Origin of the sequence: Brevundimonas sp. 374, assembly GCF_900102995.1 — a bacterium.
Taxonomy (GTDB): Bacteria; Pseudomonadota; Alphaproteobacteria; order Caulobacterales; family Caulobacteraceae; genus Brevundimonas; species Brevundimonas vesicularis_C.
In genome coordinates this window covers 92,081-106,875 of the sequence record NZ_FNKT01000006.1, presented here as the reverse complement: position 1 = coordinate 106,875, position 14,795 = coordinate 92,081, and the positions used below count along the sequence as shown (strand labels likewise).

Here is a 14,795-nt window from a genome sequence, read left to right as displayed (position 1 = left end):
ACTTGCCGCTTCGGCCCATGCAGTTTCCATTGCCGCATCCAGATTTCGAGGGGCCGTTCCATGTTCGATCGTCGTCGTCTTCTTCAGTCCGCCGCGCTGGGCGCCGGCCTCGTCGCCGTGAGCGGCCCCGCCTTCGCGCGTCAGGCCGGGGCATCGCAGGGCGACGCCGCCGCCCCACTCAAAACCTTCATGGACGCCACGTTCGAGCAGACGCTGGACAAGAGCCCCGAGCTCGTCACCATGTTCGGCCTGGACAAGGGCGACCGCGCCGCCGCCAAGTCCAAACTGACCGTTCCGACACGCGCTGAGGAAGACGACCAGCGCGCCTTCACGCGTCGCCAACGCGCCGAACTGTCCCGCATCGACCGCTCTAAACTCGATGCCCGCAACGCCAACTACTACGACAGCCTGACCCAGAATCTGGACGGGGTGATCGCCACCTACGACATCCCCTACGGCCAGGGCGGCTGGCCCAATCCGTACCGCGTCAGCCAGCAGGGCGGCGCCTATCAGTCCACGCCCGACTTCCTGGCCAACCAGCACACCATCGAGACGGCCGCCGACGCCGACGCCTATGTCGCCCGCGTCAACGCCTTCGCCGACGTGTTGATGGCCGAGACGGATCGACTGAAGGAAGACTATGCGCTGGGCGTCATCCCGCCCGACTTCATCCTGGCCAAGGCGATCCGCCAGCAGGACGGCGTCCTGGCGACGCCTGCGGCGACCTCGCCCCTGACCCAGTCGGTCGTGGATCGGGCCCGCGCCAAGGGCCTGAGCGGCGACTGGGGCGCGCAGGTCGAACGGCTTGTGACCGAGCGGGTCTATCCGGCCCTGGCCGCCCAGAACGCCGTGCTCAAGGCAGCCCAACCGAACGCCGTGCACGAGGCCTCAGTGCGCCGCCTGCCGCAGGGCGAGCAGTATTACGCCAACAGCCTGCGCTACATCACCACGACCCGACTGACCGCCGACGAGATCCACCGCACCGGCTTGGAACAGATGGCCGATCTGACGGCGCGCGCCGATGTCCTGCTGAAGGCGCAAGGCCTGACGCAAAGCTCGGTCGCCGAGCGGATCAAGGCCCTGGGGGACGATCCCAAATACGTCTACGCCAACACCGACGCCGGCAAGGCCGAGCTGATCGCCAAGCTGAACGCGCAGATGGCCGATATGCAGGCCCGCCTGCCCAACGCGTTCGGCCGCCTGCCCAAGGCCAAGGTCGAGATCAAGCGCGTCCCGCCCGAGATCGAGGCCGGCGCGCCGATGGGCTATTACAACTCGCCCAGCCTGGATGGGACGCGGCCCGGCATCTACTGGATCAATCTAAAGGACACGGCGGAATGGCCATCTTGGACCCTGCCGACCCTGACCTATCACGAGGCGACGCCGGGCCACCATCTGCAGATCAGCCTGCAGCAGGAGAGCGAGTCCGCGCCGCTGCTGATGAACCTGCTGGGCTTCTCGTCCTACGTCGAGGGCTGGGGGCTGTACGCCGAACAGCTGGCCGACGAGCTGGGCGCCTATGAGAACGATCCGGTGGGTCAGATCGGCTACCTGCAATCGTTGATGTTCCGCGCCGCGCGCCTGGTGGTCGACACCGGCATCCATTCCAAGGGCTGGAGCCGCGAAGAGGGCATCCGCTACATGATGGAGGCCTATGGCGATCAGGAAGGCGCGGCGACGTCCGAGGTCGAACGCTATTGCGGCTGGCCGGGCCAGGCCTGCGCCTACAAGGTCGGTCACAACGAATGGGTCCGCCTGCGCGAAAAGGCCAAGACGACCCTAGGACCCAAGTTCGACATCAAGGGCTTCCACGACACGGCGCTCGCCGCCGGCGGCGTGCCCCTGTCGGTGCTGGAGCGGATCGTCGACGGCTGGGTCGCGACCCAGGCCTGAGCACGGCGGCCGCGCCGGGCCGACGAAGTGGATCGGGACGCGTCGGCGCGACGCGTCCGCCCTTTGAGAGTTGCCGCATGATCGATCGTCGCCGACTTCTGCTGACCGCCGCCGCCGCGGCTGCGGTCGCGCCTTCCGTCGCGCAGGCCCAGACCCAGAACCAGACCACCGCCGCCGATGCGGACGGACGCCTGAACGGCCTGCTGGACGGCTGGTTCGAAGCGGACATCGACGAAAATCCGGAGGGTGCGACCAACCTTGGCCTGGACCGCGGCACGCGGGCGGGGCTTTCTGCAAAACTTAGCGAAGCCGGACCGGCCGCCTTCCGCAAGGATCGTCAGAAGGCTGTGAGCCGCTGGGCGCAGTTGAACGCCTTCGACCAGAGCGGCCTGTCGCCCGCTGGGGCGCTGAACTACGCCATCGCGGCCTTCGGAGCCGAGACGGCCGCGCAGACGGCGCGCTTCGACTACGGATCGGGCCCGGGACGGCCGTCGCCCTATGTCGTGACCCAGCTGTCGGGCGCCTATTTCAGCACGCCCGACTTCCTCGACAACCAGCACCGGATCGAGGACGCAGCGGGCGCCGACGCCTTCCTGTCGCGGCTCGAGGCCTTCTCCGGCGTGCTGGAGGGCGAGACGGCCAAGATCCAGGAAGATGCGGGTCTAGGCGTTGTGCCACCAGACTTCATCATCGACCGGATGCTGCCGCAGATTCGCACCCTGCACGACACGCCCGCCGCCGATCTGGCCATGCTGAAGTCTCTGGCGCGCAAGACCGCCGGGCTGGATCTGACCGGCTATGACGCCCGCGCCGCCGCTATCGTAGACCAGAAGGTGAAGCCGGCCCTGGCCGCCCAGATCGAAGCGCTGGAGTCCCTGCGCCCGCGCGCCACCCACGACGCCGGGGTCTGGCGCTTGCCGGACGGCGAGGCCTTCTACGCCGCCGGGCTGAAGGCCAATACGACCACGACTTTGACGGCCAACGAAATCCACGCTCTGGGCCGCGAACAGGTCGCCGAGATCAGCGCCGAGATCGACGCCATCCTGAAGGCCCAGGGCTATACGCAAGGCACGGTCGGGGAACGCATCCAGGCTCTGAATAAAGAACCCGCCCAACTGTTCGCCAATACCGATGCGGGCAAGGCCGAACTGCTGGCCTGGCTGAACACGCTGGTCGCCGATCTTGAGCCGAAACTGCCCCAAGTGTTCGGCCGTCTGCCCAAGTCCCACGTCGAGATTCGGCGCGTGCCGGTCTCGATCCAGTCGGGCGCGCCGGGCGGCTACTATCAGGGACCGCCGCTGGATGGATCGCGGCCGGGCGCCTACTACATCAACCTGCGCGACACCGGAAACTGGCCGCGCTTCGCCTTGCCGACGCTGACCTATCATGAAGCATCGCCGGGGCATCACCTTCAGGTCGCGCTGCAGCGCGAGTCCGGCGAACTGCCGCAATGGCGACGGGCGGGGGGCTTCTCGGCCTATAACGAAGGCTGGGCGCTGTATGCCGAGGCGGTGGCGGCTGACGATCTGGATGTCTATGCTGACAATCCATTGGGTCGGGTCGGCTTCTTGATGTCCTATCTGTTCCGCGCCGTGCGATTGGTTGTGGACACGGGCCTGCATTCCGAGCGCTGGAGCCGTGAACAGGCGGTCGACTATATGGCGGCCTCGGGAGCCAAGCCGTTGGATGCGTCCAACAGCGAGATCAACCGATACTGCGTCTGGCCCGGCCAGGCCTGCGCGTACAAGGTCGGCCACACCGTCATCGCGCGCCTGCGCAAAGAGGCCGAAGGCCAGCCCGGCTTCGATCTGCGGGCCTTCCATGACAAGGTGCTGGAGAACGGATCCTTGCCCCTGGCCGTCCTCGAACGCGTGGTCCGAGGACAGGCCTAGTCGGCGACGGTCAGGCCGTCGGCCTGGCGCAGGCGGTTGTGGATGTCGGTGGCGGCGACGGCGGCTTCGGCGGTCGCGACGGCGATCTGGTTGAGGCCGCGCACGACGTCGCCGGCGGCATAGAGGCCCGGCACGCTGGTGGCCTGATGCAGATCGACCTCCAACCGGCCGTCGTCGGCCAGACGCGCGCCCAGCCCCCGGGCGAGTTCGGCGTTCGGCGATGTGCCCAGCGCCGAATAGACCAGGTCGAACGCGCGACTCTGGCCGGCGTAGCTCAGCGCCATCACTCGGTCGTTCTCGATGTCGATCGCGTCCAGCGGCGCCAGGATCAGTTCGACGCCCAGCCGTTCCAGTTCGTCACGCCGGCTGAGCGCGTCGGGCGCGCCAATATGGATCAGGGTCACACGGTCGGAATAGGTGCGCATAAAGGCGGCCTCGCGCGCGCCCTTGTCGCTTTGGCCGATGATGGCGACAGCCTTGTCGGTCGCCTCATAGCCGTCGCAGATGGGACAGATGCGGACCAGCGCCTTTTGCACCGCCGCTTCGACACCGGGCAGATCCGGATGATGATCGACGACCCCGGTCGCCAGCAGGACGGCGCGGGCGCGGATAGCGCGGCCATCCATCTCAGCAACGAAGCCGTCGCCGTCGTGGGTCAGGCTCCGGACGCGACCCGGTTCGACGACCGCGCCATATTCCTCGGCCTGTTCGCGCATCCGCTTCAGGATGTCGGCGCCGGTGATGCCGGCCGGAAAGCCCGGCATATTGTGGCTGAGCGGGATCCAGCAGGCGCGGGGCGCCCCGCCATCCACCACCAGGGTCCGCCGACGAAAGCGCCCCAGATAGGTCGCCGCCGTCAGGCCGGCCGGACCCGCGCCGATGATCAGAACCTCCGGATCGGTCACCGCGTGCGCCAGGTGACAGGCCAAAGGTCGGACGGCACGCCGGCGCATTCGCCCATCACGCTTTCCTGCGTCAGTGTGAAGCCCTGTCCCGTCCAGGCCCAGGTCTGCGCCGCGCCGCAATCCCCGATGCCCCGCGCCTTGGCGAAGGCCGACAGGGTTCGGGTCTTGGGATCATAGGCGCCGTTGACGGTCGCGTTGTCCGGCATGACGGGATCGGAGCCCGGACCTTCCGATCCGGCGAGGATTGCGGGCCGGGGGTCGCGACCGCCCGGTCCTGTCAGATACCAGTTGTGGGTGACGTTATAGGCCCCCGATCCGCAGGGCACGGCCCACAGCTCGGTGCGGGCGTCCAGCCGGGCGGACATGACCATGTCGCTGACGGCCGGCATGGCCGACGCCTTGAGGCAGTCGCCGACCTCGGTGCGAGCGCGCAGCGCGGCGGGCAGGCGCTGGTTCTGATCGCCGAAACCGGCCTGATCGACGGCCGGAGCGGGCGTCACCGTCGGCAGCGACGGCGCGATCGGCACAAGGGCGGCCGGGCGGTCGCCGCGTCGGATCAGGGCGGTTGGCGTATTTAGACGTCCCTGCTTCTCGTCGATCCACAACAAGGCCGCGGCGGCGCCGTGCAGCGAGACCTCCTGGGTTGCGGCGCCGCGAATGCTCATGACCTTGCCCTGAGCCAGGGCGTCGAGGGCGGCGCGAGCGCCGTCGCTGATTTCGCCGATCGGCGTCTCGACGTTGCCCGCGTCGCTGAGCACAGCCGGATAGGCGCGGCCGTCGATCGTCAGGCTGAGCGGCTCAGCAGCCTTGGCGTCGCCGTCCGGCCAATAGCCGAAGAGGATTTGCGGCTGGGCGTCCGGACCGGGCGCCAGGGTGATGCGGACCCAGCCAGCGGCGAACTCTGGCGCAAAGCCGAAGGCCCAGCATGTCCCGTCGTTGCCGCAGGTGGCGCTCCAGTCACGGAAGGTCTTGGTTTCAGGGCGGATCTGCAGCACCGGCGCAGCGGCGGCCGGTGCAGACGGACCGGCGGCCTGGGTCGCGGCAGGCGTCTTGGCCGCATCCTTGTCTCCGCATCCGGCGATGGACAGCGCAGACAGGACAAGGGCCGAAAGGGCGACGCCGCGCCACAGGCCGTTCAGGGTCATGCCTTCTTCAACTCCGACGGCTTGTGCGCCGCGCGTGCGCCGGTCTTGGCACTTTCGACGATATACTCCGGATTGTCCTTGGAGGCCGCAACCTTATGGCCCTTGATCTTGGTTTCCGAGGTGACCTTCTTGACCACCTTGCCGGTCGTGGTGCCCTGGCTGTGGTCCCACTTCACCTTGTCGCCGGCCTTTAACGTCTTTTCTGACATGACGATGACTCCTGCTGTGTCGCTTCCTGTTCAGCGATCAGCCTGCGCATCAGTTCCGCGTCGACCACGGGCGGCGCCTCGCAGAAGGTGACGATCCAACGATCCACCAGCTGGCGCTCTTCTTCCGTCATCCTGCCGTCCGTCTCTGTTGCTGGGCCCAAGAGAAGTCCGGGCTGGCCAAAGGGTTCAGGAACGATCTGCGTTATTCCGGGCGGCGACGACGGGCGGCGGGGTTTGCGCGGGCGCGCGGCCTCGCTATACCGCCGCCACGACATTCCCTTCCCCACAGTCACAGGCGGACCGCACGCATGGCCAAGATCAAGGTCGAAAACCCCATCGTCGACATCGACGGCGACGAAATGACCCGCATCATCTGGCAGATGATCAAGGACAAGCTGGTCTTCCCGTTCCTGGATCTCGAGCTGGACTACTACGACCTCGGCATGGAGCACCGCGACGCCACCGACGACCAGGTGACGATCGACGCGGCCCACGCGATCCAGAAGCACGGCGTCGGCGTGAAGTGCGCCACCATCACCCCGGACGAAGCCCGCGTGCAGGAGTTCGGCCTGAAGAAGATGTGGAAGTCGCCGAACGGCACCATCCGCAACATCCTGGGCGGCGTGGTCTTCCGCGAGCCGATCATCTGCTCGAACGTGCCGCGCCTGGTTCCGGGCTGGACCCAGCCGATCGTCGTCGGCCGTCACGCCTTCGGCGACCAGTACAAGGCCACCGACTTCCTGATGCCCGGTCCCGGCACCCTGACGATCAAGTTCGTCGGTGAGGACGGCGAAGTCATCGAGCACGAAGTCTACAAGGCCCCGGGCGCCGGCGTGGCCATGGCCATGTACAACCAGGACGCCTCGATCCGCGAGTTCGCCCACGCCAGCTTCGCCTATGGCCTGCAGCGCAACTATCCGGTCTATCTGTCGACCAAGAACACGATCCTGAAAGCCTATGACGGCCGCTTCAAGGACCTGTTCCAGGAAGTGTTCGACGAGCACTACGCCGCCGAGTTCAAGGCGCGCGGTCTGACCTATGAGCACCGCCTGATCGACGACATGGTCGCGGCCGCGATGAAGTGGTCGGGCGGCTTCGTCTGGGCGTGCAAGAACTACGACGGCGACGTGCAGTCCGACGTCGTGGCGCAGGGCTTCGGTTCGCTGGGCCTGATGACCTCGGTTCTGATGACGCCGGACGGCAAGGTGCTGGAGACGGAAGCCGCCCACGGCACCGTGACCCGCCACTATCGCCAGCATCAGAAAGGCGAGGCCACCTCGACCAACTCGATCGCCTCGATCTTCGCCTGGACGCGCGGCTTCAAGCACCGCGCCAAGCTGGACGGCAACGCCGCCCTGGACCAGTTCGCCGACACCCTGGAGAAGGTGGTCGTGGACACCGTCGAGGCCGGCTTCATGACCAAGGACCTGGCGCTGCTGGTCGGCGACCAACAGGGCTGGCTCACCACCGAAGGCTTCCTCGACAAGGTCGCCGAGAACCTGAAGACCGCTCTGCCGGACGTGGGCTGAGGACGACGTTCCTCCCCCGCTGCGCTGGGGAGGAACGCAAGAATACCAGCCCCGTCGGATCGCTCCGGCGGGGCTTTTCGTTGTGCGAAGGGCGGGGGCGTGCATGATCGGCGGTAATGAGGATGCGTTCGTGAAGCGGCTGTTCGGAAACCTGGTGCTGGCAGCGGTTGTCGTGGCGGTGCTGTCCTTCTTCGCGGCGCCCGCGGTGGCCTTCTTCGCCATTCGGTCGGCGGCCGAGGCGAACGACGTGGCGGGGCTGGCGCGGCTGATCGACTTCAACGCCGTGCGCCAGTCGTTGCGGCCGCAGCTGGCGGGACGGCCCGAGGCGATGGCGCCCGCGCCGTCCTTCCTGGAAGACCCCATCGGCGCCTTCCGGCGCCAGATCGAGCAGAATCCGATCCTGCGCCAGCCGGACGTCGACGCCTATCTGACGCCGGCCGCCCTCGACGCCCTGCTGAAGGGCGAGGGCCGATACGCCAGCCAGCGCACGTCGGCGGGCGTGGCGCCGGCCTCGGAGCGCAGCCGCAAGCCCTGGCCCAGTCCCGCCTACTGGAGCGTCAATCGGGCGCGCATGGCGGTGACGGATCAGGGCGGGTCGCGCACCCTGTTCACCTTCGAGCGGCGCGGGCCGTTCGAGTGGAAGCTGGTTCACATCGGCCTGCCCGACGGGACGGCGCCGGCCGTCGCCGTCACCCCGCGATAAACCCGGCAACCGACGCCGCCCAGCCTGCGTTGGCTTTCCAAGGAGACGACATGAGCCGCAAGATCATCACCGGAGCCCTGATCGCCGTCGTCATCGGCGTGGTCGTCGCCCTGTTCGTCTCGCCCTTCATCGCCGCCCAGGCGCTGGTGCGGGCCGCGCGGACCGGGGATGCGGCCGGGCTGGAGCGGCAGGTGGACTTCCCGGCGTTCCGCACCAGCCTGAAGAGCGAGCTGAACGCGCGCGCGGCCCTGGAAATTCGCAACCGGACCAAGGGCGACACGGGTCTGGCGGCGCTGGGCATGCTGCTGGCCCCGTCGCTGGTCGAAGGCGCTGTCGACAACTTCGTCACGCCACAAGGCATCGCCGCCATGGTCCGCTCCGGCGAGACGCCCGAGCCGGAACGGCCCGTGCCCGCTGACGACACCCCGGCCGTGGACAAGGACAAGATCCGCCAGTCCTGGGCCTATCGCGGGCTCAACACCTTCGCCGTCACCCTGACGCGCGACGACCGGCCGGACGATGCGCTTGTGCTGATCATGGAACGCCGGACGCCGTTTACCTGGAAGCTGGCCGGGGTCGATCTGACGCCCGACCCGATGGATTGAGACGGTCGGGGACAAAAACACCGTCTAAAGTGTCTAATTCGTCTGATTGGACGGCGGGCGCCGATCAGAAAGTGAGTGCAGTTAGCGCACTTTTGCCTTGGGTGGGCGGCCTCCTCTTTGGTGAGCAGAGAGTATAGGCCGTCCCTGCGGCACGCTCAGGAAACGGACGCTGCGGCCAGATAAGCGTTTGATATCGCTTGGCATGCCAATGAAGATTGTGACGGGAAGAGCCTCGTCGCCAGTATCTTTCGTCATCCTCCGGCAAGCCGCTTGCGGCGCAGACCGGGGGACCCAGCGGCGCCGAAGGCGATCTTTCGGGGGCGCTAACGGTCAGCCAACCATGCCGCGACAGTGTCGCGCTCCCGCGCGCCGCTGGGTCCCCCGGTTCCGCTGCGCGGACCGGAGGATGACGACAGCGCGGTGATTAGCCCGCCAACGCGTTCCGCACCGCCGCCAGGCCGTCTTCGGCCTTGGAGCCGTCGGGGGCGCCGCCTTGGGCGAAGTCGGGCTTGCCGCCGGCGCCCTGGCCGCCCATGGCGATGACGGCGGCGCGGGCGAGGTCGGCGGCGTTGACGCGGTCGGTCAGGTCGGAGGTCACGGCGACGGTGACGGCCGCCTTGCCCTCGGTGACGCCGATCAGGGCGACGACGCCGGTTCCGACCTGTTTCCTGAAGTCCTCGGCGACGCCGCGCAGACCCTTGCCGTCCACGCCGTCCAGCACGCGGGCCATCAGTTTGACGCCGTTGATCTCCTCAGGCGCGGACGACGCGCCCGAGCCGCCGCCCAGGGCGAGCTGCTTCTTCAGCTCGGCGACTTGTTTCTCCAGCGTCTTGACCGAGGCGGTCAGGCTGTCGACGCGGGCGGGGACGTCGGCGGTCTGGACCTTGAAGCTCTGGGCCAGCGAACGGGCGACGCCGGCCTGGGCCAGCAGATACTGACGCGCGGCCTCGCCGGTCAGGGCCTCGATGCGGCGCACGCCGGCGGCGACGCCGGTTTCCTGGACGATCTTGAACAGGGCGATGTCGCCGGTGCGGGCGACGTGGGTGCCACCGCACAGTTCGACCGAATAGGGGGCGTTTTCGCTGACCAGCGAGCGGCCCAGCGTCAGGACGCGGACTTCGTCGCCGTATTTCTCGCCGAACAGGGCGATGGCGCCGGCCTCGATCGCCTCCTGCGGGGCCATCAGCTTGGTTTCGGCCGGGACGTTCTGACGGATGACGGCGTTGACCTCGGTCTCGATGGCCGACAGTTCGGCCTCGGTGAGCGGGGCGCCGTGGCTGAAGTCGAAACGGGCGCGCTCGGCGTCGACCAGCTGACCCTTCTGGGCGACTGCGGGGCCGAGCACATTCTTCAGCGCCGTATGCAGCAGGTGGGCGGCGGAGTGGTTGGCGCGGCTGGTGCGGCGCTTCTCGGCGTCCACCAACTGGGCGGCGCGGGTTCCGATCTCCAGCTTGCCGGCCGTGACCTGGGCCACCAGTACGTGCAGGTCGCCGGCGTGTTTGCGCACATCGATGACCTCGGCCTCTCCACCCGGCCATTCCAGGGTTCCGTGATCGCCGGCCTGGCCGCCGCTTTCGGCATAGAAGGGGGTGGTGTCGAACAAGACTTCGACGATGTCGCCCGCCTCGGCGGTTTCGACCGGCGCGCCGGCGTTCATCAGGGCCAGGACCTCGCCCGAGCCTTCGATATTGTCATAGCCGGTGAAGACGGTCGGCCCCATCCGGTCGCGGATCGCCAGCCATTCGTTGGTGTTGGCGGTCTGGCCCGAGCCCTTCCAGTTTTCGCGCGACCGCTGGCGCTGTTCGGCCATGGCGGCCTCGAAGCCGTCGACATTGACCGAGAAGCCGCGACGACGGGCCTCGTCCTGGGTCAGGTCCAGCGGGAAGCCATAGGTGTCGGACAGGGTGAAGGCCGTCTGGCCGTCCAGCATGTCGCCGGGGCGGAAGCCCTGAACCGCCGTGTCGAACAGCGCCATGCCGCGGCCAAGCGTGGTGCGGAAGCGGACCTCTTCCTGCTTCAGCGTGTCCTCGATGAAAGGCTGGGCGCGGGCGAGTTCGGGATAGGCGTCGCCCATCTGGGCCACCAGGGTCGGGACCAGACGGTGCATCAGGGGATCGGCGGCGCCCAGTAGGTGGGCGTGACGCATGGCGCGGCGCATGATGCGGCGCAGCACATAGCCGCGACCTTCGTTCGAAGGCGTGACGCCGTCGGCGATCAGGAAGGACGACGAACGCAGGTGGTCGGCGATGACCCGGTGGCTGGCGGCCTGATCGCCGTCCGCCTTGGTCGAGGTGGCGTCCTCCGAAGCCGCGATCAGGGTCTTGAACAGGTCGGTTTCGAAGACCGAATGCACGCCCTGGAGCACGGTGGTCATCCGTTCCAGGCCCATGCCGGTGTCCACGCTGGGTTTGGGAAGGTTGCGAACGATCTGATCGTTCTCCTTCTCATACTGCATGAAGACGTTGTTCCAGATCTCAACGTAGCGGTCGCCGTCCTCGTCCGGCGAGCCGGGAGGGCCGCCGGCGATCTTGTCGCCGTGATCCCAGAAGATTTCGGTGCAGGGACCGCAGGGACCCGAGTCGCCCATGGCCCAGAAGTTGTCCGAGCCGGCGATGCGGATGATCTTGTCGTCGGAGAAGCCGGTGACCTTCTTCCAGATCGCGGCGGCCTCGTCGTCATCGATATAGACGGTGACCAGCAGGCGTTTGGGGTCCAGGTCGAAATCCTGGGTGACCAGGTTCCACGCCTTCTCGATGGCGTGTTCCTTGAAGTAGTCGCCGAACGAGAAGTTGCCCAGCATCTCGAAGAAGGTCAGGTGGCGCGCCGTATAGCCGACGTTGTCCAGGTCGTTGTGCTTGCCCCCGGCGCGCACGCATTTCTGCGAGCTGGTCGCGCGGGGATAAGGCGGCTTGGCGGCGCCGGTGAAATAGTCCTTGAACGGCACCATGCCCGCGTTGACGAAGAGCAGGCTCGGGTCGTTCTGCGGCACCAGCGGCGCCGAATGGACCTTGGCGTGGCCGTCCGCCGCGAAATAGTCGAGGTAGGTGGCGCGGATCTCGTTCAGGCTGGGCATTCGGCGTGTCTTCGGCTGGGGCGGTCGCTAGGAACCGGCGTCATATAGGGTTTTGGCGGGGAGCGCATCATCTGCGGGGGATGCGGCGTGCGAGCCAGAGAACACGCTGTCTCCTCCCCGCTTTGCGGGGAGGGGGACCGCGAAGCGGTGGAGGGTTGAGGCCGCCTTAAGGCCCTTGATCGGTGACGCTCCGAAGAGCCCCTCCGTCACGGCGCTGAAGAAGCGCCGCGCCACCTCCCCGCAAAGCAGGGAGGAGACGGGAGCGCCCGCCTCACACCTTCGGCGGCGGGCCGAACTTGCCGGACTGGTAGTCCTGGATCGCCTGGATGATCTCGTCGCGGGTGTTCATGACGAAGGGGCCGTGGCTGAAGACCGGCTCGCCGATGGGATCGGCGTGGCCCAGCAGGACGACGGCGTCGGTGGTCGCCGTGATCTGGACCGCATCGCCGTCGGACAGGGCGGCGAGGTTCCATTGGGGCACGGGGGTTCCGGCGACGGCGATCTCGCCCTTGACCCCATAGAGGAACACGTTGCGGCCGGAGGCGACGGACGTCTCGAACGTCGCGCCGGCGGGCAGGCGCACGACCGCCAGATGGATGTCGATCAGGGACTGGATCGGCGCCTTGACGCCCAGCCAGTCGCCGGAGACCGGCTCGACCGTGACGCCGGCCTCGGTCGTGAAGGACGGGATGTCGGACTTCTGCAGGCCCACATAGTCCGGCTTGGTCATCTTCAGCCGCGACGGCAGGTTGACCCACAGCTGCAGAATCTCCATCGGCCCGCCGTCGCGCTTGAAGGCGGCCGGGGACAGTTCGGCGTGGATCAGGCCCGACCCGGCGGTCATCCACTGGATGCCGCCCGCCTTGATGATGCTCTCGCCGCCGCCGGAATCGTTGTGGGCGAGCTCGCCGTCCAGGATGAAGGTGACGGTCTCGAAGCCCCGGTGCGGGTGCGGGCCGAACGGCAGGCCGGCGTTGCCCGGCGCATAGGTCTGGGGCCCGTGGTGGTTCAGGAACAGGAAGGGATCGACCTGGTCCAGGCCGGGGCCGGGCACCGGACGGCGGGTGGTCAGGTCGCCGATGTCGTCGCGATGGGCGGGGTGCAGGCGAAGGACGGAACGGGGCTGGGTCATTCGCTACATATAGGGTGGCGGATCGGCGGTGGCGAGATCAGCCTGGACGGGTCGCCGTGACGCGACGGGCGCGTCCGTCCCGGATCCATTCGCCGGCCCAGCTGTCCGCCGCCGGATGCAGATGCAGTTCACCTTCGGACAGAGGAATGACGACGACCTCGCCCTGGGTCGAGACCGGGCCGGCGAAGCCCGTTCGGTCGACCCCGGCCGGCGCATCCAGACGTCGCCAGGCGCCCTCTACCCGACGGCCCTCGCCCCGGTCGGTCAGGGACAGCGACAGCAAGGGCTTTCCGTCTGGCTGGGCGATGCGCCAGCGGCCGTCCAGCGGGCCCATTGCGGCTTCGGCGTCGATCGCGGCCTGGGCGACGCCTTGATCGTAGGTCGTCTGACTGTCGGAGGGGCTGAACTCATAGTCCCCGGCGTAGTCATCGACCGCGACGGGAGCCGTCAGAGGGCGGCGATGCAGGTCGATCTCGCCGTCCCCCTCGGCCGTTTCGCGCCCGAAACGGGACGGCGGCTGATAGGGGCGAACGGCCGGCGCGCGATAGGTCTCAGGCGTCGCTTCCAGAAGACCGGTCGTCTGAATGGCGGGCTCCAGGGCGACGGCGGAAATCAAGGCGAGCTGCAACATGAGCCCACCCTGCCAAATCGCCGGGCGCGTCGCCTAGCCGTCGAACGGACGCGGAACGCAAACGTGATCCGTCGTGATGGAACCGACGTAAACCGCACAATCCGTCGATCTGGGGGTCTGTGCGTTGACACCGGCCCCACAGGGTCACAAAAGCCTTCGCAACCGCACACGGCGATTGAATTCATTCGCTTTTGAGAACCATTCGCATGAACCAGCCCAACCCGACGCCGGGTGGCGCCTCAAGCGACCGGACGGGTCGCTTCGTCACTCAACCGAACGGACATATCGCGCCGCTGTCGCCCCACATGGGCGTCTGGCGCTGGCACGTCACCATGACGGCCTCCATTCTGTTCCGTGCGACGATCATCGCCGCCACGGTCGGCGTGCTGTTCGTCCTGGCTTGGCTGGGCGCGCTGGCGTTCGGGCCCGAGGCGTTCCAGAGCGCACTCGATCTGGCCGGATCGCCGCTGGGCCTGCTGGTCTTCTTCGGTCTGACGGTCGTGCTGTTCTCCTTCATCCTGAACGGCGCTCGCCACACCTATAACGACACCGGCAACGGGCTGACGGTGAAGTCGGCGACGGCCCTGTCGAACATCGCCGTTTGGGGGCCGATCCCGCTGGCCGTGCTGTTCTGGATCGTGCTGTTCGCCACGGGGAGAGTTTCGCTGTGAGCGGCGCCGCAAAGTTCAAGAACAACGTCAAGGTCTCCGAGCGTCACGGCGCCGGCGAATGGCTGATCGAGCGCATCCTGCTGGTGGCTCTGCTGCCGCTGGGCCTGTGGGTCGCCTCGACCGGCTTCACCCTGGCGGGCGCCGGCTATGACGCGGCGATGGCCTGGTTTGCCAATCCGCTGAACGCCGCCCTGATGGCGATCACCGCAGTGATCTTCTTCGGCTACGTCAGCCTGGCTTGGAAAGTCATTCTGGAAGATTACGTGCCCAGCGTCGGAACGCGCGGCCTTCTGGTCCTGCTGCTGAACGTCGTCTTCCTGGTGCTGGCCGCCGCCAGCGTCTTCTTCATCGTGCGGCTGGCGCTGGGTTCGGCGCCGCTGCCCGCTGGTTTCGGAGCCTGATTAACT

Annotated in this window: 14 protein-coding genes; 7 read left to right on the top strand and 7 right to left on the bottom strand. The window is 67.6% G+C overall.

All coding sequences use genetic code 11. The features are described 5' to 3' along the window. Positions 1 to 60: 60 nt before the first annotated feature. Both BLR19_RS13415 and BLR19_RS13410 read left to right on the top strand, forming a co-directional pair. On the top strand, positions 61 to 1,893 hold the full coding sequence (locus BLR19_RS13415) for a DUF885 domain-containing protein (RefSeq protein ID WP_091752030.1): 1,833 nt from the start codon (positions 61 to 63) through the stop codon (positions 1,891 to 1,893). Positions 1,894 to 1,970: 77 nt separating this feature from the next. Next, positions 1,971 to 3,785, top strand: a complete 1,815-nt coding sequence (locus tag BLR19_RS13410) for a DUF885 domain-containing protein (RefSeq protein WP_091752027.1) — start codon at positions 1,971 to 1,973, stop codon at positions 3,783 to 3,785. Here BLR19_RS13410 and BLR19_RS13405 read toward each other — a convergent pair. From BLR19_RS13405 to BLR19_RS14900, 4 genes are read right to left on the bottom strand one after another with little or no spacing between them, the layout of a single operon-like run. Further along, positions 3,782 to 4,690, bottom strand: coding sequence for an NAD(P)/FAD-dependent oxidoreductase (locus BLR19_RS13405; RefSeq protein WP_255366671.1), 909 nt, complete (start codon positions 4,688 to 4,690; stop codon positions 3,782 to 3,784). The two genes, BLR19_RS13410 and BLR19_RS13405, sit on opposite strands and share 4 nt — an antisense overlap. Further along, positions 4,687 to 5,835 carry a DUF1176 domain-containing protein gene (locus BLR19_RS13400; RefSeq protein ID WP_091752021.1) on the bottom strand — a complete coding sequence of 383 codons (1,149 nt, stop codon included), beginning with the start codon at positions 5,833 to 5,835 and terminating at the stop codon, positions 4,687 to 4,689. The genes BLR19_RS13405 and BLR19_RS13400 overlap by 4 nt, the downstream gene beginning before the upstream one ends. Continuing rightward, positions 5,832 to 6,044: a hypervirulence associated TUDOR domain-containing protein gene (locus BLR19_RS13395; protein ID WP_091752018.1), complete on the bottom strand. Its 213-nt coding sequence runs from the start codon at positions 6,042 to 6,044 to the stop codon at positions 5,832 to 5,834. Before BLR19_RS13395 ends, BLR19_RS13400 begins: the two co-directional genes overlap by 4 nt. Then, a complete protein-coding gene (locus BLR19_RS14900; RefSeq protein ID WP_176758355.1) occupies positions 6,026 to 6,175 on the bottom strand; it encodes a hypothetical protein in 150 nt (49 codons plus the stop codon). Before BLR19_RS14900 ends, BLR19_RS13395 begins: the two co-directional genes overlap by 19 nt. 177 nt (positions 6,176 to 6,352) lie before the next feature. Here BLR19_RS14900 and BLR19_RS13390 point away from each other — a divergent pair, with 177 nt between their 5' ends. The 3 genes from BLR19_RS13390 (at position 6,353) to BLR19_RS13380 (ending at position 8,881) form a co-directional block, all read left to right on the top strand. Then, positions 6,353 to 7,573: an NADP-dependent isocitrate dehydrogenase gene (locus BLR19_RS13390; RefSeq protein WP_039246750.1), complete on the top strand. Its 1,221-nt coding sequence runs from the start codon at positions 6,353 to 6,355 to the stop codon at positions 7,571 to 7,573. 103 nt (positions 7,574 to 7,676) lie between these two features. Further along, the gene (locus BLR19_RS13385; protein WP_091752014.1) at positions 7,677 to 8,276 is read left to right on the top strand and encodes a DUF2939 domain-containing protein; all 600 of its coding nucleotides are present in this window, start codon (positions 7,677 to 7,679) and stop codon (positions 8,274 to 8,276) included. A gap of 50 nt (positions 8,277 to 8,326) precedes the next feature. Next, positions 8,327 to 8,881 (top strand): DUF2939 domain-containing protein, encoded by a 555-nt coding sequence (locus BLR19_RS13380; protein ID WP_091752011.1) that lies wholly within the window; start codon positions 8,327 to 8,329, stop codon positions 8,879 to 8,881. Between the two features lie 424 nt (positions 8,882 to 9,305). Here BLR19_RS13380 and alaS read toward each other — a convergent pair whose 3' ends face one another. The 3 genes from alaS to BLR19_RS13365 form a co-directional block, all read right to left on the bottom strand. Next, a complete protein-coding gene (alaS, locus tag BLR19_RS13375; protein WP_091752008.1) occupies positions 9,306 to 11,954 on the bottom strand; it encodes an alanine--tRNA ligase in 2,649 nt (882 codons plus the stop codon). Between the two features lie 271 nt (positions 11,955 to 12,225). Next, the gene (locus BLR19_RS13370; RefSeq protein ID WP_091752005.1) at positions 12,226 to 13,086 is read right to left on the bottom strand and encodes a pirin family protein; all 861 of its coding nucleotides are present in this window, start codon (positions 13,084 to 13,086) and stop codon (positions 12,226 to 12,228) included. A gap of 37 nt (positions 13,087 to 13,123) precedes the next feature. Further along, a complete protein-coding gene (locus tag BLR19_RS13365) occupies positions 13,124 to 13,717 on the bottom strand; it encodes a hypothetical protein (RefSeq protein ID WP_091752002.1) in 594 nt (197 codons plus the stop codon). 206 nt (positions 13,718 to 13,923) lie between these two features. Between BLR19_RS13365 and sdhC the strand changes: the two genes are divergently transcribed. Further along, complete coding sequence (sdhC, locus tag BLR19_RS13360) at positions 13,924 to 14,388, top strand: succinate dehydrogenase, cytochrome b556 subunit (RefSeq protein WP_176758354.1); 465 nt, start codon at positions 13,924 to 13,926, stop codon at positions 14,386 to 14,388. Further along, entirely contained in the window at positions 14,385 to 14,789 is a 405-nt protein-coding gene (sdhD, locus tag BLR19_RS13355; protein ID WP_091751999.1) for a succinate dehydrogenase, hydrophobic membrane anchor protein, read from the top strand. The genes sdhC and sdhD overlap by 4 nt, the downstream gene beginning before the upstream one ends. Positions 14,790 to 14,795: the final 6 nt, after the last annotated feature.